The 22,709-nt window shown below is 61.3% G+C and carries 19 protein-coding genes; 6 read left to right on the forward strand and 13 right to left on the reverse strand.

The window, feature by feature from the left end:
• Positions 1 to 8: 8 nt before the first annotated feature.
• Positions 9 to 698, forward strand: coding sequence for a leucyl/phenylalanyl-tRNA--protein transferase (locus HQL98_06160; protein ID MBF0271625.1), 690 nt, complete (start codon positions 9 to 11; stop codon positions 696 to 698).
• 22 nt (positions 699 to 720) lie between these two features.
• Here HQL98_06160 and HQL98_06165 read toward each other — a convergent pair whose 3' ends face one another.
• The 9 genes from HQL98_06165 to HQL98_06205 all read right to left on the reverse strand — a co-directional run bounded on the left by HQL98_06165 (position 721) and on the right by HQL98_06205 (position 10,972).
• Entirely contained in the window at positions 721 to 1,296 is a 576-nt protein-coding gene (locus HQL98_06165) for a hypothetical protein (protein ID MBF0271626.1), read from the reverse strand.
• A 26-nt stretch (positions 1,297 to 1,322) separates the two neighbouring features.
• Positions 1,323 to 2,393, reverse strand: coding sequence for a sulfite exporter TauE/SafE family protein (locus tag HQL98_06170; protein ID MBF0271627.1), 1,071 nt, complete (start codon positions 2,391 to 2,393; stop codon positions 1,323 to 1,325).
• A 41-nt stretch (positions 2,394 to 2,434) separates the two neighbouring features.
• Positions 2,435 to 2,668 carry a hypothetical protein gene (locus HQL98_06175; GenBank protein MBF0271628.1) on the reverse strand — a complete coding sequence of 78 codons (234 nt, stop codon included), beginning with the start codon at positions 2,666 to 2,668 and terminating at the stop codon, positions 2,435 to 2,437.
• A 138-nt stretch (positions 2,669 to 2,806) separates the two neighbouring features.
• On the reverse strand, positions 2,807 to 3,346 hold the full coding sequence (locus HQL98_06180; protein MBF0271629.1) for a hypothetical protein: 540 nt from the start codon (positions 3,344 to 3,346) through the stop codon (positions 2,807 to 2,809).
• A gap of 4 nt (positions 3,347 to 3,350) precedes the next feature.
• Positions 3,351 to 5,162, reverse strand: a complete 1,812-nt coding sequence (locus HQL98_06185; GenBank protein ID MBF0271630.1) for a SulP family inorganic anion transporter — start codon at positions 5,160 to 5,162, stop codon at positions 3,351 to 3,353.
• Positions 5,163 to 5,255: 93 nt separating this feature from the next.
• Entirely contained in the window at positions 5,256 to 6,518 is a 1,263-nt protein-coding gene (locus tag HQL98_06190; protein ID MBF0271631.1) for a HAMP domain-containing histidine kinase, read from the reverse strand.
• On the reverse strand, positions 6,502 to 7,206 hold the full coding sequence (locus HQL98_06195; protein ID MBF0271632.1) for a response regulator transcription factor: 705 nt from the start codon (positions 7,204 to 7,206) through the stop codon (positions 6,502 to 6,504). The genes HQL98_06190 and HQL98_06195 overlap by 17 nt, the downstream gene beginning before the upstream one ends.
• An 85-nt stretch (positions 7,207 to 7,291) precedes the next feature.
• Positions 7,292 to 9,580: a bacteriohemerythrin gene (locus HQL98_06200; GenBank protein MBF0271633.1), complete on the reverse strand. Its 2,289-nt coding sequence runs from the start codon at positions 9,578 to 9,580 to the stop codon at positions 7,292 to 7,294.
• Between the two features lie 108 nt (positions 9,581 to 9,688).
• Positions 9,689 to 10,972, reverse strand: coding sequence for an HD domain-containing protein (locus tag HQL98_06205; protein MBF0271634.1), 1,284 nt, complete (start codon positions 10,970 to 10,972; stop codon positions 9,689 to 9,691).
• Between the two features lie 572 nt (positions 10,973 to 11,544).
• Here HQL98_06205 and HQL98_06210 point away from each other — a divergent pair.
• The 5 genes from HQL98_06210 (at position 11,545) to HQL98_06230 (ending at position 17,585) form a co-directional block, all read left to right on the forward strand.
• Positions 11,545 to 13,098 (forward strand): DnaJ domain-containing protein, encoded by a 1,554-nt coding sequence (locus HQL98_06210; protein MBF0271635.1) that lies wholly within the window; start codon positions 11,545 to 11,547, stop codon positions 13,096 to 13,098.
• On the forward strand, positions 13,091 to 14,452 hold the full coding sequence (locus tag HQL98_06215; protein MBF0271636.1) for an SPOR domain-containing protein: 1,362 nt from the start codon (positions 13,091 to 13,093) through the stop codon (positions 14,450 to 14,452). The genes HQL98_06210 and HQL98_06215 overlap by 8 nt, the downstream gene beginning before the upstream one ends.
• 359 nt (positions 14,453 to 14,811) lie before the next feature.
• The gene (locus HQL98_06220) at positions 14,812 to 15,849 is read left to right on the forward strand and encodes a rod shape-determining protein (protein MBF0271637.1); all 1,038 of its coding nucleotides are present in this window, start codon (positions 14,812 to 14,814) and stop codon (positions 15,847 to 15,849) included.
• Positions 15,850 to 15,946: 97 nt separating this feature from the next.
• Complete coding sequence (locus tag HQL98_06225) at positions 15,947 to 16,234, forward strand: hypothetical protein (protein MBF0271638.1); 288 nt, start codon at positions 15,947 to 15,949, stop codon at positions 16,232 to 16,234.
• Positions 16,235 to 16,325: 91 nt separating this feature from the next.
• Positions 16,326 to 17,585, forward strand: a complete 1,260-nt coding sequence (locus tag HQL98_06230; protein ID MBF0271639.1) for a hypothetical protein — start codon at positions 16,326 to 16,328, stop codon at positions 17,583 to 17,585.
• Positions 17,586 to 17,591: 6 nt separating this feature from the next.
• Here HQL98_06230 and HQL98_06235 read toward each other — a convergent pair whose 3' ends face one another.
• The 4 genes from HQL98_06235 to HQL98_06250 form a co-directional block, all read right to left on the reverse strand.
• Positions 17,592 to 18,638 (reverse strand): DUF697 domain-containing protein, encoded by a 1,047-nt coding sequence (locus tag HQL98_06235; protein ID MBF0271640.1) that lies wholly within the window; start codon positions 18,636 to 18,638, stop codon positions 17,592 to 17,594.
• Positions 18,635 to 20,077, reverse strand: a complete 1,443-nt coding sequence (locus tag HQL98_06240; GenBank protein ID MBF0271641.1) for a YcjX family protein — start codon at positions 20,075 to 20,077, stop codon at positions 18,635 to 18,637. The genes HQL98_06235 and HQL98_06240 overlap by 4 nt, the downstream gene beginning before the upstream one ends.
• Positions 20,074 to 20,844: a hypothetical protein gene (locus tag HQL98_06245; protein MBF0271642.1), complete on the reverse strand. Its 771-nt coding sequence runs from the start codon at positions 20,842 to 20,844 to the stop codon at positions 20,074 to 20,076. Before HQL98_06245 ends, HQL98_06240 begins: the two co-directional genes overlap by 4 nt.
• A gap of 256 nt (positions 20,845 to 21,100) precedes the next feature.
• Positions 21,101 to 22,702: a hypothetical protein gene (locus HQL98_06250; GenBank protein ID MBF0271643.1), complete on the reverse strand. Its 1,602-nt coding sequence runs from the start codon at positions 22,700 to 22,702 to the stop codon at positions 21,101 to 21,103.
• Between the last annotated feature and the right edge of the window lie 7 nt (positions 22,703 to 22,709).

Consider the following 22,709-nt stretch of genomic DNA (forward strand, 5'->3'; position numbering starts at 1 on the left):
TCCAAGCCATGCCCATCTTCCGCCTCCCCCACGAACCCGTATTTCCCGATCCCGCTTTGGCCGGGCAGGAGGGGCTGTTGGCTGTGGGGGGGGATTTGTCGGTGCGGCGGTTGCTGGTGGCCTATGCCGAGGGGATTTTCCCCTGGTATTCCAAGGGGGAGCCGATTCTGTGGTGGAGTCCGGATCCCCGGCTGGTGCTGGATCCGGCGGAGCTGCATGTCTCCCACAGTCTGCGCAAGACCTTGCGGCGGGGGACTTATGTGGTCACCTTCGATTGCGCCTTCGCCCATGTGATCCGCGCCTGCGCCCGGGCCCGGGAGGCCAGCGGCACCTGGATCACCCGGGATATGGAACGGGCTTTCATTCGGCTGTACCGACTGGGACTGGCCCACTCCGCCGAGTCGTGGATCCTCGACGAGGAGACCGGTTCCTCCCAACTGGTGGGCGGGGTCTACGGTCTGGCTTTGGGGGCGGTTTTTTTTGGCGAGTCCATGTTTTCGGTCCAACCCGACGCTTCCAAGGTGGCTTTCGTCACCCTGGTGGACCATTTGGTGGCGTCGGGATTCGAGATGATCGATTGTCAAGTGGCCTCGGATCACATGTTGCGCTTTGGCGCCCGGGAGATTTCCCGGGAGCTGTTTTTGTCCCGCTTGCGTGCCGCGTTGCTCAAACCCCGTGGTGTGGGATCCTGGCGCTGACTGGGGTTGGGATCCGGATTTTTCAGGGTCGGGCGGCGTGGCTTTGGGATGGATTGGCCGGAGTCGGGGCTTCGGCGCGGGAGACGACCGGAGGGGTGCTGTTGGCGGTCGGAGGGGAAGATCTCAGCCAGCGGAAGCGGCGCAGCAGTCCGGTGATGGCGACCAGAAAGGCGGGCGGGGGCGGCTCCACCACGTGGATCGGACAGGTCAGGGGGGTGGAGGCGTGCTGCCAGGGAAACCAGCCGCTGTGAAGATCCCGGGCCGTGGCCGGGTCGGTGAGGATCAGGGTGGCTCCCCACTGGGCGGTGAGGAGCGCCATCTCTTTGGCCGGATGACCGGAGAGCAGCGAACAGGGCCACTCTCCGGCTCCGGCCTGGGCTACGGCGTTTTCCAGTCCCCCCAGCATGGAGGCCGCAGCACACCCGAAACGATCCTGGCTGGACAATTGTCCCGAGTCCGGAATCCAACCCTGATCGAACAAAGCCACAAAGCGTAGCTGTGCCCGATGCAGCCGTGTCAGCGTGAGGGCTGTGCGGATCACCTGTTGCGGGTGGTCGTGCAGATCGACAACGACGATGACGCGTGCGACGGGTTGCATGGTTTCCTCTTCGGATGGTGTTTTTTTCAGGTGGCAGGCTTGGGAGCCAGCGGGGCCGATTCCTGTGCGGCGGCGCGTCGTCCCTGGATCAGGGCGAACACGATGATCCCCGCACCCAACGCCAGGGCCAGAATCATGATCAAAAAGCTGGAATTTTTCATCAAGGTCATGGTGGCGGGTTCCATGGGCGCCATCCATTGCAACTGGGCCAGATAGACCGGAATCACCAGGGCGCGACTGACCATCACCGTGAGCATGATCACGCCCATCACCAGTTTGATCATGTAGGGTTTGACGTAGGTGGTGCCGATGGCTCCCAACTGAATGCCGAACAAGGAGCCGGCCAGGATGATCATGGCCAACCGGATGTCCACATAGCCGCTCCAGGCGAATTTGATGGTGCCCCCCAGACCCATGACGAAGGCGATCACCAGTTCGGTGGCGGAGGCCATGAGGCTGCTCATGCCCAGCACATAGATCTGGGCCGGGACGCCGATGAATCCGCCCACGGCGATGGTGGCCGCCAGCAGACCGGTGGCGAATCCCAACGGAATGGTGAACAGAATCGAGATGCGGGTGCCCAGGCTGGAAAAATGGACCATGGTGCCGGGAATGTGGATGCTTTGCACCCACAAGGCGAGGCGACCGGGTTTTTCCTCTTCGGCGGTGCCGGAGCGCATGGTTTTAACGGTATCCCGCATGACGAAGCCGCCGACGATGCCCAGCACCACCACAAAGGCCACGGAGACGTACAGATTGGAGCCGATATCGCCGAAGCGTTGTTTGATCACCTCCTGGAAGTGGGCACCGGTGAGCACGCCGGCTTCGGCGGACAGACCCATGATCAATCCCATTTTGACATCCACCTGCCCATAGCGTGCCCGTTTGAGGGCTCCCACCAGGGCCTTGGGAAATTTGTGACACATGTTGCTGGCCACAGCGACGATTCCCGGAACCCCCAGACTCATCATGGCCGGCGTGAGGACAAAGGCTCCCCCCGAGCCGATGAATCCGCTGACCAGTCCCCCGACAAATCCCACGATGAACAGATACAGTCCATTGGTCACATCCAACTGGATGAATTGAAGCGCTTCCATGAGGCACGTTCCCTTTTGCTTGGTATCGAAACCGGATGGTTTCAGTTCTTGGCGCGAATCCCCAGACTTTCCCAGAACTCGCCGGTGAAACGGCCATGTACCAGGGAAAATGTGAAGGCGATCACCACAGGCAGGATGAAAAACCATCCGCCACGAGACGACCAGGCCAGAACCGGCTGCTCGAAGATCAGGAGCAGGGCGTACAGGATCACCGACGCGCCTCCCCAGAGCAGGAGTTTGCCATAAGAACGTGTATCCGGTGGTGCCGATGCCATGATTGTCTCCCGATTGTGCTAGGTTTTGATATTTTGTTGGCGGGAGAATATGTCAAACCAAACGTTAAGCCAACGTTAAGCGAACGTTAAAAAGGTGTTAAGCGAACGTGAATGGCAAAAAATTCCCTCAGCGTATCATCATGGATCAGTTCCTGGTTTGGGGGTGTGGAAATCCGGCCAGAGCCGGACAAGCGGATCGCGACAGTGTTTCAACAGCGTTGCCAGCCGGGAGGGTGGCGCGGGCAGAGGGTGTACGGCACCGGTCAGGGGATGGGGAGGAAAGAGCCAAGCGGGGGCATCGTCTCCGGTGATCCGTTTCAGTTCCGGTTGGGGGGCCAGGATCAGATCCGCGCCCCAGGAGGCGGAGAGTTCCGCCACGGCCCGATTGGCCGGTCCGGCGAGCAGTTTGAACGTCCAGCGGGGCATATCCAGGCGTTGGGCCAGTTGTTTGAAACGGTGTTCGAGGCACTCCTGGGTCCGTTGTTGCCATTGGGCCGGGGTCAGGAATGGCACGTGACAGCTTTCAAAGCCCAGACCGGTTTCCCCCATCAGGGTGACCCAGAGCAGATCCCGCACCCGGGAGCCGCTCAGGAGCTCCATCACCTGTCGGGCGGTGGTTTCGCCGGCGGGCAAGGGATCGAGGATTGCGATCACCCGATAGTGGTGAGGTGTGTTCATGTGTTCAGGCCGCCAACGGGGGGGCGGGCATGGCCACGAGCTGCCCTGGCCGGAGCGGTTCCTGGCTGATGGTGCCGCACTCTTTGAACAGCCGGTGGGTACACAGGGCGCAACCGGCGGGATCCATGCGGGCGAAAATGGCCTGGATCGCGTCTTCCTTGGAGGGGAACAGGTGTTCCGGGCCAATGGTCTGGAGAAATCCGCCTTTTTCCAGCAGAGTGCGGGGACTTTCCTTGAGCCGCACCAAAGAGAGGCTGCCTCCGGCGGCGCGGCGTTTGATGGACTCCTGGGCCAGGAATTCGGCGCCCGCCAGATCCACGAAATTGATCCCCGAAGCCACGATGATCAAGTGGGAGTCGGGTGTGGTATGGTTGTCCAGTTGTTTCTGGATGGGGCCGATGGCCGCGAAGAACAAGGAGCCGTCCACCCGGGCCACCTGGATGCGGGGGCAGGGTTCCCGAAGGGCGGCGGCGGTGAAGCGCCGTCTGGGATGGTCCGGATCCGGAACCCGGAAGACGATGCGGGGATGGGAGGTGCGGGCCAGATGGATGCCCAAGGAGAGCATCACCCCCAGCAGAATGGCCAGTTCCAGATTGACGAACAAGGTGGCCAGAAAGGTGGACAGCAGGATCACGCTTTCCGCACGGCTGGCGTGGAGGGTTTTGTGGATGTGATGCCAATCGATCAAACCCCAGGCCACCAGGAACAGCACTCCGGCCATGGCGGCGTGGGGCAGGAGTTGGGCCAGGGGGGCCACCAGGGTGACCAGACCGATGAGGATCAGTCCGGAGGCGGCGGCGGCGATGGGGGTTTTGGCGCCGGCTTCGATGTTGAGACCGCTGCGGTTGAAGGATCCGGTGGCCACATAAGCCGAAAAGAAGCTGCCGCACAGATTGGAGAGTCCCTGGGCGATGAACTCCTGATCCGAGTCCAGGTTCTGTCCGGAACGCAGGGCCATGGCCCGGGCGATGGAGATGGCTTCGGTGAGGGCCAGCAGGGTGACGGCGATCACACCCGGAGCCAGGGCCCGCAGGGTGGCCAGGGAGAGATCCGGGGTGGACAGGGGAGGCAGGGAGGCGGAGAGGGCCTCCACATGGGTGATGCCGGTGGGCGTGGTGGACACGGATTCCAGGATCCAGGCGATCAGGGTGCCGGCGCCCATGGCCACGATCATGTAGGGAACCCGGGGCAGCCAGCGGCGGCACAGGATGCCGGCCAGCAGGGTGACGGCCCCCACGGTGGTGATGAACGGATTGATATGGCCGATCTGCCGCGCCAGGATCATGAGGGTGTGGATAAAATCGCTGCCCTGGGGAATGGGAATGCCGAAGAAGTGGTGGATCTGGTTGGCGGCGATCAGCAGGGCGGCTCCGGAGGTGAAGCCGATCACCACGGAGTGGGAGATGAAGTTGACCAGCACCCCCAGTCGCAGCAGGCCCAGGGCGAACTGGGTCACGCCCACCAGGAAGGTCAGGGTCAGGGCCAGTTGCACATAGGCGGCGCTCCCCGGTTCGGCCAGGGGGGCGAGCAGGGAGAACAGCACGATGGAAGCGGCGGTGGTGGGACCGGAGACCAGATGCCACGAAGAACCGAACAGGGCGGCCACGATGGCGGGAATCATGCCGGCGTACAGACCGTAGACCGGAGGCATGCCGGCGATGGCGGCAAAGGCCACCCCTTGGGGCAATACCACGATGGCTCCGGTGATGCCGGCGATCAGGTCGGCTTTGACGGTTTCCGGGGTGACCCGATACCACCATTTCAGGGGGGGAAAGAGGATGGGACCGAGTTTGCCGGATGATCGAACCGCAGGCATGGACATGTTGAGACATCTCCCTTGTGAGTATTGTTTGGGGAGAGTCTGGACCGTGTTCGGTTAAGAGATGGTGAGGATTGGGTTAACGCAGGGTTAAAGGATTAAAAATCGTATCACGGCGGTGGTGCCGACACCCTCCTGGCCGGTGAGTTCCAGGGACCAGCCGTAGCGGTCGCAGATGCGCTTGACCAGGGTGAGGCCGATGCCGGATCCCTGATGGTTGGTGAGGTGGCGCGGCAGCAACGAATCGTTTTGTCGGGTTCCCATTCCCCGTCCGCTGTCGCGGATGGTCAGGGTGGTGGTGTCCTGGGTGATGTCGATGGTGCCCTGGTCGGTGTAGGCGAAGGCATTGCGGATCAGGTTGGCGATGGCGATGAAGAGCAATCCCCGGTCCGCGGCGAGGGTGAGGGTGGGATCGGTGGCGATGGTGACGCGGATCGGTTTGTTTTTCAATAAGAAACGGTGTTTTTCCACCGCCTCGCTGACGGTTTCCGCCACACAGGCGTGTTCTTCCAGAGAGAGGGAGCGCTCCTCGCGGGCCATCAGCAGCAGGGCGGCTCCCATTTCGGCCATGTCCCGGGCGGCCCGGTCCACCCGGTCCACGCGACTTTTTTGTTTGTCGGAGAGGGTCTCGTCGGCCTGGAGGATTTCGGCGGCCCCCAGGATCACCGCCAGAGAGGTGCGCAGTTCGTGGCTGAGGTCGGCGGTGAAGGCCCGTTCCCGCTCCATGAAGGCCCGGATGCGCGCCAGATGCAGATCAAACGCATGGGCCAACTCCCACACTTCGTCGTGGGAGAAGTCATCCGCCAGTCGCAGGGACCAGACATCCGGTTGACGGTGTTTGACCCGTTTGGCCAGTTCGGTGACCGGCGCGATCACCAGTCCCACCAGCCAGAATCCCCCGCCGGCGGAAATCAGCACGATCACCAGAATGCTGATGGCGATCAGCAGCAGAAAACGTTGCTCCCGTTTTTGCAGCAGGGAGGTGTCGTAAAGAAAAAAATAACGGGTCTCCTGCTGATCGGTCACCGCCACCCGATAGGAGAGTTCTCCGATGATCAGGTCGTGGCGTCCCGGAGTCAGGGAGGCCAGGTAGTGGGGGAGTTCGTCGCGACTGGCGCCTTTGTCCAGCACGTAGCCGTGCAAAGTGACGGTCCGGGGGGGCAGGGAGTGGGGATTGCGGGCGCGACGGGCGAAGAAGTCGTCGAGTTCGGCGGTGAGGGTTTCGTCGATGAGGCGTACACTCAGATCGTGGGTGGCCAGCAGCAGGGAAAGGGCCATCAGAATGCCCACCATGGCCCCGAAGGCGGCGAACGCCAGAGCCACCCGGGAACGCAGATCAAGCCGTCGGTGCATCACGGCGGGCCAGACAGTAGCCGATACCCCGCAGGGTGTGGAGCAGGGGGGCGCCGTGACCGGGTTGGTCGATGGCGGAGCGCAGGGTGTGCATGTGGACCCTCAAGGCGTCGCTGTCCGGGGGAAAGTCGCCCCAGACCGCCTGTTCGATATCCCGGCGCGCCACCACCCCGGGGGAACGCAACATGAGCAGTTCGAGAATTTTCAAAGGGATGGTCGGCAGTTCCAGGGCGCGGGATCCCCGGCGCGCCAGCAGGGTATCGAGGTTGTATTCCAGATCCTCCACCTGGAGCACCCGCTGTGTCAACCGACCGCTGGCCCGTTTGGTCAAAGCCAGGATGCGCAGTTCCAGTTCTTTGAGTTCAAAGGGTTTGACCAGATAATCATCCGCTCCGCTGGCGAATCCCGCCACTTTGTCGTCCAGGGTGGCCCGGGCGGTGAGCATGATCACCGGAGCGGAGCCTCCCGCCTCGTGACGCAGTTTGCGGCACAAGGTGATGCCATCCATTCCCGGCAGCATCAGGTCGAGCACCAGAATGTCGTAGGGGTTGACCAGGGCCAGATGCAATCCGGTGACCCCATCCATGGCCACATCCACCACATGGCCCTTCTCTTCGAAGTAGTCGGCGAGGTTGGCCGCCAAGTCGGCGTGGTCTTCGATGAACAGGATGCGCAAGGGGGTATGCATGGTCGACAAGGATAGTCGGTTTTTGTCTGCGGGCCAAGAGGGATCGTGGTGATCGAAAGACCGTGCCGGAAAGGCATGGAACCGGTCAGTGTACCCCACGACTGCGTAGATAGGGGGCGTAGCGCAGGTCGGTGCCTTTGATGTGGTTGATCAGCCAGTCCCGGAGGAAGTGGAGAATTTCCAGCCCGACGATCTCTTCCCCCTGCTGCAACTGGGTGCGGAATTGCAGCACCTCGTTGACCAGTTTGGCATGTTTTTGCAGGTGTTCGGCCCGGTCCGGATAGTCGTGCTGGGTGAACAGCACCTCTTCCCGTTTGAAATGGGTGGCGGTGTAGTCGATCAGGCCATCGAGAATGGTGTTGACCTGGGCCTGACCCTGACCGGTCTTGATGGCGTGATAGATCCGATTGATCATCTCCACCAACACCCGGTGATCCTCGTCCAACTGGGCGATTCCCAGGTAAAGACTGGAGTTCCAGGTTACCAGTTCCAGGTGTTTGGCCCTGTCTCCGGTTTCCACCAGATAGAGCTGATCCAGCAGTTTGAACAGGGTTCGGCGTTGTTGATGGATGGGGGCCAGGGGATCCGAATCCCCAGCGTGGAACTCCGGGCGGAGCGTCTCGTCCACCAACCGGTGCAGATGTTCGTGACTGGCGATGACTTCGTCCATCAGCGGCAGGGGCTGGTTCAGGCTGCGCTGGAAGGTGTGCATCCAGCGGCAGAAATCACAGGTTTTCGGGGTGAGAGCCGGCTTCTCGCCACCGCGACGGCTCTGTTCCAACTGTTGCATCCAGTCAAGATGAAAGCGTTTTTTCTCCTGGATGGAAAAGAGGGCATTCTCCACCTGGATGCCCCGTTTGGCGCTGTCCAGGGCCTGGCTGGTTTCCGCCATGCTTTCGATCAGCAGGGCCGCGTGCTGGATCACCCCCTTGAGGTGATCCATGGAGTCGGTGGATTGCAGCATCAGTTTCTGCACGTCCACCGAGGAGATGAAGATTTTTTCCACCGCGTCTCGCACGGATTGACTGCTCTCCTGGGCGGCCAGGATTTCGTCCACCACCTTGCAGGCTTCCTGGGCGATTTTTTGTGCGGAGCCGGCGATGGTGGCGGTCTCTCCGGCGGTGTTGCGGGCCAGTTCCGCCACTGCCGTGGCCGAGTGGGCGAGGGCGTCCACCTGACCGGTGACCTCCTCGGACAGATGGGCCACCTGGGTGACCGCGGCCACGGCGGTCTCCATGGAGCCGTTTTGTTGATCGATCAGCTCCAGGATTTCGCCATTGAACTGGGAAACGATGCGGATCGCCTGATCCAGTTGCTGGGTGCTGGAGAGGGTATCTCCGGCCCGTTTCTGGATGTTCTGGATCAACTGGGAGATGGTGTTGGTGGCGGTGGCGGTCTGGTTGGCCAGTTCTTTGACCTCTCCGGCCACCACGGCGAAGCCCCGGCCCGCATCCCCGGCTCCGGCGGCCTCGATGGCGGCGTTGAGGGCCAGCATGTTGGTCTGACTGGCGATGGTGTCGATCACATCCACCATGGATTGGATCTGGGCGGCGGCTTCCGCCAGTTCGTCCATGCGCACCGCGTTGTCCTTGGAAAGCTGTTCGGCGGCGGAGGTTTCCGTTTCCGCCTGCTGGCAGCGTTCGGTGATGGTCTGCATGCCCTGACGGATATCCTGGAACGCCTGACTCACCGAATGGGTGGTGGTGTCGATGGAGTTCAGATGGGTCTCCACATCCCCCAGATGGCTGCGCATGGTGTCGGAGGTGTCGGCCATGATTTCGGCATTGCGGCTGGTGATCTCCGAGGAGTGGGCAATGGCGGAGACATTGTCCGACAACCGCGTGGAGGCGGCCCGGATGCTCTCCATGTTGAGGGTCACCTGTTCGATGCCGGTTTTGACTTGCAGGGTTTCCGAGTCGAGCTGATTGTTTTCGTTGACCACCCGGTTGGACAGTTCCAGGGTGGTGGTGGAGTCCGCATCCAGGCTGGATTTGGCGTTCAGCAGCGCCTCGGTGATCCCTTTGGCGGTTTCCGATTGCAAATCGATGGTGTGGATCATGTGGGCCAGGCTGCCGATCATGGTGTTGACCCGGGCCCCGATGATGGCCAACTCCGGGCCGAATTCGTGTTCGATGCGCTGTTGCAGGTCTCCCGTGGCCAGATTGTCGAGTGTGACGATCAATTTTTGAAATTGTTTTTGGAGGTTCCGGTAACCGAGGAGCATGCCCACGGTCAACAATCCGGAAACCAGACCCATGCCCCCCACCAGCCAGCGGGGGCCGCAGCCGGGAATCACCCAAAGCAGCCACACCGACAACACAAAAACCACTCCCATTCCGATGCAACCGAGCAGAATGATCGTCAGAATGCCCATGGAGCGGAGCATCCGGGGAGACAATGGCGTCAGTGGCGTGTTGAACACAATATGCTTCCCTTGAGGCGAATTTCTTTGGGGTGATCCGCGTGCAACAGTCGAACCGGGTTACGCATTGTAACGGGGAGCCTGGAGGCATTCCGGCAGGGTGTTGAAGAAATCGCTGTAGCGGGTTTGGGCGTATTTCTGAGAGGTGAGGCAGACATATTTGGCCATTTCCGCCTCTTCGGACAACAGCGAGACCACCCGATGATCCAGCATGCCGCTTTTGACCTGATCTTGAATGATTTCCAAAGCCTTTTCGATCTCCATGCCTTTCCGGTAGGGTCGGTCTTCGATCAGGGCCGTGAAGATGTCCGCCACCGCGAGGATTTTGGCTCCCAGGGGGATCTGCTGGGAGTCGAGACGATAGGGATATCCGGAGCCGTCCAGGCGTTCGTGATGAAAGGCGCACCAATCCACCAATCCGGGGAGTTCTTTCAAGGGGGCGAGGATCTTGCGGGTGAGATAGGCGTGGGGTTTGACCTGATTGAACTCTTCGGCGGTCAATTTGCCGTTTTTGTTGATCAGTTCGGTGGGGACGCCCAGTTTGCCGATATCGTGCAGAAAACCGGCGATCATCATCATCTGGCATTCGTTTTGGGAAAAGCCCACCAGATTGGCCAGCCACTCCGCCACCGCCGACACCCCACTGGAGTGGGTCGCGGTGAACGAGCAGCGAAAGTCGATCAACCGGGCCATGAACCAGGAAAATTCGACCAGATTCAACAAACTCCAGTCTGCGTGGATTTCCGGTATGTTGCGGAACGCATGATCGCTCTGGGTGGCGGAGAGCAGTTCCAGCCAGAAGCTCTCCTTGGCGGATTGCTGGTGGAAGGCGTCGATCACCAAAGGGGAAAACACCGTGCCGGACAGGGGCAGCACCTTGTCGCGAATCGGTCCGGCCTGTTCCAAAAGATTGCGCGAATAGTCCACCAGCACATCGATGCGATCCGCCAGATGCAGGATGTGGGCGGCTTCCGGGATGGCGTCGTCGCTGTCCGAGTAGAAGTTCCAGGGGTGGTGGTGATAGCGCACCACATCCGCGACCGAGGAGAACAGAGGGAAATCCTTGAGATGGTTGTACCCCATCTCGGCGTGGACATGGTGATTTTTCTCTTCAAAGTCCAGGGCGCGTTTGCGGTCCAGCAGGCTCATGGCGCCGATGTCGTGCAGACTGGCGGACAGCACGATCAAGGAGAGGCGGTCGGGAGAGGTCTCCATGGCCCGTCCCAGGGCGTAAGACAGATAGGCGACCCGCTGGTGATGACCCATGATGACCGGACTGACCATATCCATGGCGCGGGAGATGGATGTGGTTAGATCGAGTACGTTGATCATGAATCGTTGCATGAATATTCCTTTATGCAATAAGCGGATTTGATCGATAATGTCGCCCGATTGATACTGAAAGTCGTTTTTGTTTGTGATGGAAATGATGCATTCCTGTACAGCCATTCAAAATATACGTTAGCAGCTTCTTGACGACAATGCAACCATCGTCTGAACATTTTTTGTAGTCAATATAACGACATAACAGACTGTAAATATTTCTGCGTCCTGTTTGTATAACTTTTAAGATACATGAATCCGGAAAAGTCTGAAAACCGATTGATTCAAATCCCGGGTTTAATTTTGATCCGGATCAAGATTGGCCGGAGTCTGCTTTGAGTTCAGGTTTTTCTGTCGAGCCAATGAGTGATCGAATTTTCAGCAAAATTGGCAAAAAAAAGTGAAACGTTTTACTGGTTGCGGTGATTTGGCGGGCAAAGGGTGTGTGAGTTTATATTGATAGAAGTTGTGATGGGGAGGGAATTGAAAAATTATTGAACGGTACGATAATTGCATTGTCTTGCTCCCGATGCGGTCCCCCGCAGCGGGCAGCGTTTGAAAATTGACAGCTTGAAAAAATGAGGATGACCAAAATGAACTTTCCCATTCCCTGGCGAACGGTTTCCACGGATCCCTCCCCCATCGCGCCCGCCAGACGGGTGGAAGAGGCGGTATTGCCTCCGGGGATGCGGCGGGTGAAGAGTACCTGCAAGGCGTGCGGCAAGTCGTTGGGCATCAAGTATCCGGAGGCGGTCACCTGCTGGAAGGTGCAGTGTCCCTCTTGTGGTCAGGTGATCGCCATCGAGCTGGTGGGGGGGCGGAAGTGTCTGGTCTTCAACGTCCAGGGGCGGCGGACCGTGGAGCGGATCGGTTTGACCGATCAGCGGCGGCGTTTTTTTCGCGCCCGCTGTTTCGTCTGCGACGAGACCCTGGTGGTGCCGGAGAGCGAAGCGGGTCGTCTGCGGGGATGTCATGGTTGCGGGTTGGAGTACACGGTGCGGGAAGAAGGCGAGGTCTATTACGAGACCGCGGTGCGCATCAACGACGAGATGACCACCTATCGGGAGAAGGTGCAGGAGTCTTCCGGTTATCTGACCAACAAGAACACCGCTTTTTTTCTCGGTGAGGAGCCGGGTCCGGGCCAGAAGGGGGGGCGGAGCGGGATCGAGCCGAGCGCGACCCTGTTGGCATTGCGGCGGGAAAGCGAGCAGTTGCGGGTGGATTATCGTCAGGCGTTGGCGGAAAAGGAGGCTTTGACCCGCAAGCTGGCCCAGGAGCAGGAACGGGTGAGCGCCTTGGAAAACGGAGCGGAAGCGGGGCTGGAGGTTTGTGTCACCGGGTTGCAGGCCCGGCTCGCCGAATTGGTCCGGGAGCGGGACCGGATCGGGGAGGAGCGGGATGTGTTGCAAAACCGGATGCAGGCCCACAACGAGGCGTTGCGCGCTCTGGATGAGGAGTTGGCCAAACGGGCCCGGTTGGAGAGTCGGCTGACCCAGTTGGAAGCGTCATTGCGTCGCAGCGAGGAGAGCGTCGAGGTGTTGCGGCGGGAGCGGGACGGGGCGCGTCTGGTTTTGCAGGCGAGCGAGACCGCCCAGGCCCAGGCCAAAGAGGGGTTGCGTCAGGCGTTGGAGGAGCGCAAGGGGTTGGAGGCCCGTCTGCTGGCGGCCCGCGAAGCGGTGGCGCGCCTGGAAGAGCGGTTGGCCCGGGCCGATCAGGGGAGTGGATCGGTTCACGGGGCGCGGTTGCGGGAGTTGGAGGCGGAAAACGCCCGTCTGGCCGCCCGTGTGGCGGAAGGCGAGCGGTTGTTGCAGCGGGCCCGGGATCTGGAGCGGGAGGTGGAACGGTTGCGGGCTCCGGGAGCCGGGGAGATGACCGAGTTGGAGGAGGGGGAGAGCTGGTATTGCGAGGAGGGGCAGGAGGGATGCATCCGGGCCGACAGCGAAGTGGGCATGGCCCGTCGTGTTCTGGGGCTCAAGGGGCAACCCACGGTGGCGCGTATCAAGACCGCGTTCCGGCGACGGGTGAAACGTTATCATCCCGACAGGGTTACCTCTTTGGGGTTGGACCTGCGGGATCTGGCCCACAAGAAGATGCAGGAGATCAACCGGGCCTATGGCCTTTTGATGAAAGAGTACGGCAATGGATAGACGCAAGCGTTGGATTTCCTGGTTGGGAGCGGGGTTGCTGTGCGGGGTGGCCTGGGCCGGGGAGCCGGTGGGAGGCGACGGGGCCGATCCTTTGGAGACCGGTCGGGCCTTGTCCCGGGCCGGAGCGCATGCCCGGGCGGTGGAGGCTTTCACCCAGGTGTTGCAGGGCAAAGACAGAGGCCCGGAACGGCGTCTCGGGGCGCTGGAGGGTCGGTGCGAGGCGTTGACCCGGCAATCGTTGCTCGAAAAGCGTGGGGAGTTGGCCTTGCGGGCCGTGGAGGACTGTTCCGAACGGCTCCGGTCGGAGTCGGGTGTGGCGCGGATCTGGCGTTTGCGGGGTTTGGCCCGACTGGCCGCCGGTCAGCCCGAACAGGCGTTGATCAATTTCAACCACGCCTTGCGGCTGGAACCGGATGACCGCTTGACCTTGCGGGATCGGGGGGTGGTGTTGCTGGGTCTGGGGCGGTTGGCCGAGGCCGAGGGGGATTTTCAGCGGGTGGCCCGTCTGGATCCGGATCAGGCGTGGAACCATTTCAACCGGGGACTGGTGCTGGCGCGTAACGGTCGGGTGGCGGAGGCGGCGGAGGCGTGGCGCGCCTTCGTGCGGGTCCGTGGGGAGGGATCCAGGGAGTGGCTGGCCCAGGTGGTGGCCCGTCCCGGGGGGGATCCCGACTCCAGGCGGGTGTTCGAGGCCATGGAGCGCACCGAGCCCGCGGGAGATTCTCCCCAGGGGCGGGGCGATCCGGCTTCGACAGCAGCGGCCACGGCATCCCCGTCCGCCACTCCGGCTGCGACTCCGACAGCCACGGCCACCTCGTCTCCGTCCCCCCCCTCTTCGGGCGCCGCTCCGGCTGCGTCCGTGTCCGTCACTCCGGCTGCGACCGCCACGGCCTCTTCGTCTTCGTCACCCGCTCCATCCCCGTCTTCTTCGGCAACCCCCTCCGAGACCCCGGCTGCGTCCGCGGCGGCCTCTCCGGCTTCGGCTGGGACTCCGGCCCCGTCGCCAGCCCCGCCCAGTGCCGTGGCGGCTTCCGAGGGCACGGGCAAGAACAAACTCCCTCCAGGTGGCGTGGCCCCATCGGCGACAGCTCCCACCAAAACAACCCTTCCGGCCTCGGCCAACGGTTATGAGGTGCGATTGGGTTCGTTTCAGGATCGGGGTAACCTGGAAGCCACGGTGCGCTCCTTGAGTCGTCTGGGTTTGACCGCCCGGGAAGAGGAGGTCACGGTGGGCGAGCGGCTGTTTTATCGTCTGGTGGCCGGACCGTTCGCCGACGAGGCCGAAGCCCGTTCGGTCATGGAACGGGCCGCCAAATTGCCCGGGGTACATCCGGAACCGGTGCGCGCCCGTTGATTTTTACATCAAAAGAGCCAGAAACCCGGCTTTTCATGGGTGGTCGGTCTGGCGCGCCGGGAAAAAATCCGTTAATCTGATCCGATGGCCGATTCCACACGGAAAAAACCTTGAAAACCTGCCCGATGGTCGGGTGTTTTGCACCAGGGGATGATCCGGCTTGCCTTGATGCCGAAGGCGGTCTTGCACCGTGACGGGATCCACGCCATAATTTCCAGCAGATTGAAGGCGTTCGGTCTCTCGTCAGGGTTGGCCCGACGCCGGGAAGGAAAACGGATTGGATATTCACGGGATCGGGAAGTGGTTCCCGGTCATTGCGACTTTTGGCGGACGGTCACGTGCGCAGTCGGGAGGCAGTCATGACGAGCGGGAATGGCGGTAGGGCATTGCTTTTGGGCATAGACATGGGCACGGCGCGGACCGCGGTGGTGAGCAACCGGCAATACAAGGCGCTGGTGAGTTCCGTGGTCGGTTATCCCAGAGACATCATCGGGGTGAAGATCCTCAATCGCACCCAGGTGATCGGTGCCGAGGCGATCGAAATGCGCTCCTGTCTGGATCTGCATTTTCCGTTGCAAGACGGGGTGCTGAAAGAGGCCAGCGACAAGGATCTGGAAGCGGCCCAGGAACTGCTGAAACATATCATCGCACTGGCGGATCCCAAATCCGGAGACAAAATCTGCGGCATCATCGGGGTTCCGGCCCGGGCTTCGGTCTCCAACAAGGGGCAGTTGCTCAAGATCGCCGGGGAACTCATGGATATCGCCATGGTGGTCTCCGAGCCGTTCATGGTGGCCTACGGCCTGAATCGACTCAACAACGCCATCGTGATCGACGTGGGCGCCGGAACCATCGACCTGTGCGCCCTGCGGGGCACGGTGCCGGGTCCGGAAAATCAGTTGAGCATCCTCAAGGGGGGCAACTACATCGACCGGCTTTTGGAGGCCGCGATCCGCGACGCCTACGCCGGGGTGCAGATCGATCGTTATCTGGCCCAGGCCATCAAGGAGCAGTATGCCTTTGTCGGCGAGCCGCAACAGCGTGTGGTGGTGCCCTTGCGGGTCAACGGCAAGCCGGCGGAGGTGGATGTCACCGACGCGGTGCGGGTGACTTGCGAAACCATCGTGGTGGATATCGTCGAAAACATCAAACGCATGCTGCCGTTGTTCGATCCGGAAAACCAGTCCGCGGCCTTGGCCAATCTGATCCTGGCGGGCGGGGGTTCCCGCATCCGGGGTCTGGGCGCCATGATCGAGTCCCAGTTGCGGGACTACGGCCAAGTAAAGGTGACCACGGTGGAAGACCCGGAGTTCGCCGGCGCGGACGGGGCGTTGCGTCTGGCCATGGAACTTCCGCCGGAATATTGGGATCAGATCGGGGAGAAGGTGGGGCAGTGACGGGGTGGAAGAAAGGCCGGGATTTCGGCGTATCGGTTGCCGATGCCGGTTGTCTTTGGCGGTTTTTTCTGATTCATCCTTGAAGGAGAAGGGGTTTGTGGAATCCTGGAATCGACCCAAGAGAAATTCTTTTAATCCGAAAAGAAAAATGCGTCCTGCGCCGCAGAGTGAGCAGGATCAGATTTTTCTGAATGCGTTGGCGGCACGGGTGGGTTATGGAGGCAACCCGGAACACAAACGCAATCCAGGTGATTTTGGTTTGACACCACCCAGCCATCCAAGACCCGACAAGACGTTGTGCGATCAGGTGGGAATTTTTACCCGGGCAGCGGCTTTGTGCCTGCTCAGGACAGGAATCAAGAGGGGTTTCGGCAGGAAGTGCTGAACCGATGGAACAAAACAAAGTGTGAAAAGTCATGAGCGGATCTTTTGTCTTCTCGCCTGAGTGGTCGCTTACAGATTTCGGTCCTGAAGAAATGCGACGGACCTCGGGCACTTTGTCCATCAATCTGAACGATCGTCTGGTGACACGGGTGGAAGAGGCATTGTCCAGGTCGGTCCGCACGACGGTACGGGTATCCTGCTATCCCCTGGCTCTTTGGTTCGCATCCTCGTGGTGGCGTTTGTGCTGGGAGTTGGCTCCATCATGGAGAAAATCCCAGACCGATTGGTCCTTGTCGCATGAGATGAGCAGTGCGGGTCATGGTTATCTCTGGCCACCCATGCGTTTTGAATCGGATGGCGAGATGGTGAGTGTCAGCTGTCAGTCTGCGCTTTCTTCCGGACACGAACCGATCCGTTATTTGACTGAGTTTCGTGATGTCGCCATTCCTGTACCTGTACTGACAGCAGCCATTGAGTCGTTCGTGCAAACGGTTTTGGCCCGCCTGGAAGTCGTTGGGATCCAAGACACGGAGTTGCACGCGCTTTGGCAGGAGCTGTCGAATGAAAGACGGGATCCAAGAATCGCGCTTTATCGCAAGCTGGAGGCCGGGCTTGGTTTTGATCCGGATGACGCGCCAGAAGATATTGTTGATTTTTTTATGGGATTGAGTGCGGAAGCGGGGAAGGCGGCGGTTGGGGAGTTGGCTGCGGCTTGTGCAAGCAGGGACTCTTCTTTTGTATGGGATGCGCTTGACAAGAGCAGGAGTTCCGGGGGCGTGCCCGGCAGTTTCTCCGAGCTTAGAACATTAAAGATAAAAAACACCCGTCATGATTTTCCCTGGGATCGGGGCAGACAGTTGGCACGGGCAGCGCGCTGCGCCATGGGTCATGGGAATGATCCGATTTCAGACAAGAATCTTTGTGACCTGCTGGGTTTGCGGGAAGCGGAGTTGACCGACAGCGCGTCTCCCCCCGTGGATGCTTTGCCTTGGAGTCTGGCCATTCGGGAACCGCAGCGGGATGAGGCGCGTTTGCTGTTTCGGCGCAAGCACCGGTGTGGGCGGCGATTTGAAATGGCGCGGTGGTTGGGTGATTTTCTGGCCGACCCCCAGGAGCGGTGGTTTCCGGCAACGGATACCAAGACAGCCCGTCAGAAGCAACAACGCGCCTTTGCCGCCGAATATCTGGCTCCGATCGATGAATTGGGCGCCTTTCTGGGAGAGGCGATCACCGACGAAGAGCGTATTGAAGAGGCCGGAAGGCATTTTGGCGTCTCGGCTCTCACGGTCAAAAGTCACTTGGCCAACCATGGTCTGGTGCATCCGGACGAGGTGAGGACTCCCTCTTATTGATGCGTTTCATTCCCCTGCGGTTTTGGGTGCCGCCAGTGCGGCCTTGAGTTCCCGGCGGATCTGTTTCAATCCCGGCTCTTCGTTTTTGGGGAAGGGGATCGGGCGGCACAGGCGCAGACACTTCAACCCCACCCGGGCGGTGAACAGGGCATTGCTGGCCGCCTGACCCGCGCTGGCCAGGGCCACTCCCGCCAGAGTCTCCCCCAACGCCTCGCTGGCGGATTTGGCGAGTACCTCTCCGGCCCCGGCGGCCAGCATTCCTTCCGCCAGATGACGCATCAGCACCACGGTTCCCGCCGGTCCGGGACGCAGACCGTAGATGGTCGCGATCTCCCGCATCATGCGGGTATTGCGCCACAAGAACAGCAGCGCGTCCAGAATCGCCAACGGACTCAGCACCGCCAGAAAGGCCGCCGAGGCGGCGTGACGGCCAATCACCCGCAAGGCCGCCTCATCCAGGGGACGCAGGGCGCGGGAGGAGAAGAGTTCCAGCATCTCCCGGTCTCCCAGATGGGCTTGATTCATGGCCCGGAAGGCTTCCAGGGAGTCCCGCAGTTCCGGGCGATGGCCGTGCTGGTCCGTCAACTGGGCAATCAGAGGCTGGGCATTGCCGAAAGAACCCCCGGACATCAGCCGCGCCGCCTCGCTGCGTATCGCCCCCTGGGCCCGCAGTTCCCGCAGGGCCAGGAACTCCCGTGTCACCGCCGTGACCAGCAAAGTCAGCAGCACCGCGATCAATCCCGAGAAAAAGACCCCCAACACCACATGCAGACGGAACTGATTCACCAGAAACAGGGCGCTTTCCTCCAGAATGAGTCCGGTCAGAAGCAGGGTCGCGCTCCAGAAAAACCAGCGCCAGCGCCGTCCGGAGTGGGTGAAGGCCAGCTCTTCCGGGGTGGGATCGGGATCCAGGATCTCTTCTTCGGGTTCCGGGGGGTGGTTTTCGTGTTCGGTCAGGGGCAGACAGACCGGACCTGTGGCACGGGGGGTCTCTTCCGGAGGCGGCTCCGGGGACAGCTCCACAGGTGGGGTCCAGCGGGGGCGCAGATTCATCGCAGTTTATCTCCCAGCAAAAATTCCAAAGCCTGATCCATGCGGATGTGGGGTGGCGTGGGGCTTTCGGCATCCGGCGGACGGCGTGGCTCGAACTCCATGAAATGAAAACGATGGGTATCCCACTCTTCGGGGTCGGGGAGGGTTTCCGGGATTTCGCCGGGAAACAGCAAAGTCTCTTTTTCCCGCCCCTTGGGGGTGCCCTGAACAAAAGAAAGGCGTCGTCCGTTGTGATCCCGCACCACGGTACGGGTGCAGCGCAACGAGGCCAGGGACTGGCTTTGGATCTCCACCCCCAGAAACGAGGCGTCGTTGGCCGAACGGGCCACCAACCGACGCAACAGCCGTTCCATGTTGTGATGCTGATTGGCGGCCACATAGTCGGCCTTGGTGGCGGCGAACAGCAGACGGTCGATGCGGGGACTGAACAGCCGGGTCAACAGGCTGGAAGGACCATGGCGGAAATTTTCCAGAATGGCTTCCAGGGAGGTGTGCATGTCGGCAAAGGCGGTCGGCCCCCGGTTGAGGGCTCCCAGCAGGTCCAGCAGCACGATCTGACGGTCGAAACGGGAGAAATGACGCTTGAGAAATCCTTCGGCTACCAGTTTGAGATAGGAGTCGAAACGTCTGGCCATGGCCTCGCGGATGGATCCGGCGGGAGAGCCTTCCGGACCCGGCGGGGGCAGAGGACAGAAGGTGAGCAGCGGCGCCCCCTTGAGGTCGCCGGGAATGGTGAAGCGTCCGGGTTGCAGAAAGCTCAATCCCACCTTGGGATGTTTGCAGGCCATGAGAAATTCGGTATAACTCTCCGCCGCGCCACGCATGATCTCTTCGCTGGCGGGTTCCGCCGGGTTCAAGGCGGCCAGATGATCGCGCCAGCGACCGGAAAGGGTACGCCGTGGCTCCTCTTCGCACAGTTTCAAGGTCAGCTCCGACCAGGAGTCGAAGGAGTGCTTGAGCATGGGCAGATCCAGCAGCCACTCGCCGGGATAGTCGATGACATCCAGGTAGAGGGTGGAGGAGGCGGAAAGCTTGCTGCTCAACAGTCCGGCGGGACGGAAGCGGATGGCCAGACGGATTTCGCTCAAGGCCTCGGTGGGCATGGGCCAGGCGGGCTTGTTGGCCAGCAGGGTGCGGATGTGACGCTCGTAGGGAAAAGCGGGAATGTCCAGATCCGGTTGCATCATGATCCGGGTGCCCAGCAGACGGTTTTCTTCCGCCGCCTTCAGCCCCGGCAGGTTGGAACCTTGCAGGGCGTGCAGCAGATGATGGATCAAGGTGGTGGTGAAAACCGTCTTGCCGCTTTGGTTCAGGCCGGTGACCGCCAGTCGCACCGTGCGATCCAGGGTGAGATGGAGCCAGTCATCCAGTTGGGTGCCCGCCTGATTGACATGACGGGTGAGTCGTTCCGGGTTCCAATCCTTGAAGGGATTTTTCATGGTTTGATCGTGGGCTGACGTGGAAGGGGTGGGGAAGGATGATGGGCGTCACCGGTCGGGGAACTCCCCGGAGCCGGAGCGGATCCGATCCATTTGAGGGTGGCGTTTTCCTGTTTCAGGCGTTCCAGTTCTCGGTTGAGCCGGGTCACCTCGTCGGACAGGGGGCGCTGTTGCGGCTCCGAGGTCGCTGCCGGCGGAGCCGCGACAGGTAGAGTCGCGCCACCGTTGCGACTGGTGAGGGCGTTCAGGTCGTGGCCCATCTGAACGATCCGATTCTCCCGCTCCTGGAGTCTGGCTTCCAACTCCACCCGCAGACGGCGCGCCTCCCCGGTCTCCCGGGTCGCCTCCTCGATGCGGGTGTTCAGGCGGGCGATTTCGGTTTGCAGACGGTCGATGCGGGCGGTCTGGCCTTCCTGTTCGGCTTCCGCCAGCACAGGGGGGGATGCGGCGTTTTTATCCCCTTTCCACTGTTTCAGCATGGCGGCGTTGCGGGCGGTCAGATCCGCCACCTCGCCTCGCAACAAGGCCACTCCGGTCCATTCCGCCGCACGGGAAGAGGGAGGCGTGGTCTCCCAGTCCTCCAGACGGCCCGCTCCCTGGCTATCCCCTTGAATCAGACCCTGAATCCGTCCCTCCCGCACCTGGAGTTTGGCGGTCAATTCGGCATTGAGGGACTTCAGACGGCGTGTCTCCGCCTCGACGGGTTCCTGGGTAGCGAGCTGGGGCAGGGCGCTCACCAGAATCACCACCAGAAAGACCATCCCCATCAAAAGATCAAACCATAATATCCGCATACCCAACCCGATGTTACCACTTCTTTGGAAGGTTATGATCGGTGCCCAAGGGCTTCGTTCCTGGACCCCACCAGGGGGATGATCCCCCTGGACCCGCAATTGTTTTGGAATGATGGATCCTGCCAAAGTGGAATCCGAGGGATTCATCTCCCAGAATCTGTTCTTTATATAATCATTACTGTTTTTCAGTTACTAAAACTATTGAAAAAAAAGAGGGGGTCTGGGGGATTCATCCCCCAGGGTTTGTCCTTTTCCCAGCCCCCCGTGAGCGCATGAATTGGTCGAACAATCGGGGCAGTTCTTTTTTTTCGGGTTCGGGTTCCGGGGTGATCAGGAGTGAGTCGGCCCGGTCCCGGTCCAGGCCCGAGAGCATCTGGGAGACCACCTGTTGATTGTTTTGCGCCAGGCGGTTGAGCAGGGCTTCCGCCGAGCGGGAGAAGGTGCCTTCCATGCGGGTGTTGAAGTGTTCCACCGCGTGGACCAGGCTTTCCACCGCCTCCCGACCGGCGCGGATCGATCCTTCGCTGGCGCGGCGGGTTTCGTTGGCCAGGGCGCTCAGGCCGTTGAGGCTTTCGGATTGTTTTTCCAGGGCGCGGGCCGCCAGTTCCATGCGATCGATGATGCGCATCCAGGATTCTTGTTCCGGGCGGCTCAGGTGTTGCGAGCCGTCCACGGTTCGGGCGCCACCCGGTTGCAGCTCCCGGGCCAGATGATGGGCCAGTTCCCGGGCCAGATGGCGTCCCTCGTCCCGCAGGGATTCGATCATCGGGCGCCATACGGCGGGATCCGGGGCGGAAGCCGGAGCCGTCGCCACCCAGTGGGTCACTTCGCCTTCCCGGGGGAGGGCTTCCGGCAGGGGGGCGTGACTGCTCTCCAGGATGGGTTGCAGGCTTTGGGTCAGGGATTCCAGCAGGTGTCCGAGCCGTTTGCCCTCGTTCAGCAAGGTGGCGTTCAGGGTGCGCAGCTCCGCCGTGTTTTCTTTGGGATCCGGCAGGCGGGTTTGGATCAGGGTGAGCAGCTTGTGGTTTTCCGCCCGCAACGCCTGGATCAACGGCTCCAGGGTGGCGGTGGAGAGGGTGACAGCCAGGGGGGCGGGTTCGGCTTCCGGCGCGACAGGGTGACGGAGGCGATCCATGGCGGTCATCTGTTCGTGGGCCAGGCGTTCCGGGGTGATGAACACCAGCCGGATGGCGAGTTGGTCGCACCACAGCTCCAGCTCTTTTTCGAGGCGCCGTTGCCACACCCGGGTACGCCATCCCAGCAACCAGGCGGACAAAAATCCGGCGATCGAGGCGAGAAATTTGAGGGATGCCATGGCCAACACCCCCCGCAGGGCCATGCGCACCGTCTCCGGATCCCCGGAGAGCAGGCCCCGGGAGGCGTAATGCAGCGCTCCCACCAGTCCCACGAAGGTGAAAAGCAAGCCGGATCCCGCCAGATGGGTGGGCAGGGTTTGCAGGCGTTGCGCCCGGGGGTGATGGGCGGTGAGGGGGGCGAGGCGGAAAAACCGATCGGGTCGTTGACCATACAAAATCATGGTTCCGGGGGATTCGGTGGGAATCCAGGTGGCGGTGAAGTGACGCCAGGCTTTGGCCAGATCCGGCAGCACGTTCAATCCGGCGTCCAGATGGGGCAGATGGGGGGGGAATTCCGCAGGGGAATCCGGGGTTTCGTCGAGCAGTTGCCGGGCCAGTCGGATCTGGGCCAACAGGGGATCCAGGTAGGTGTCCCGGGCGAACCACCATGCCGCCCCGGCCCACAGGGGGATCAGCAGGGCCGGAATCCACGGGGCGAACGGGTGATTGACGACGGTGACGATCCACTCGAACATGGGGGTT

The organism is Magnetococcales bacterium (assembly GCA_015231755.1).
GTDB lineage: Bacteria > Pseudomonadota > Magnetococcia > Magnetococcales > Magnetaquicoccaceae > Magnetaquiglobus.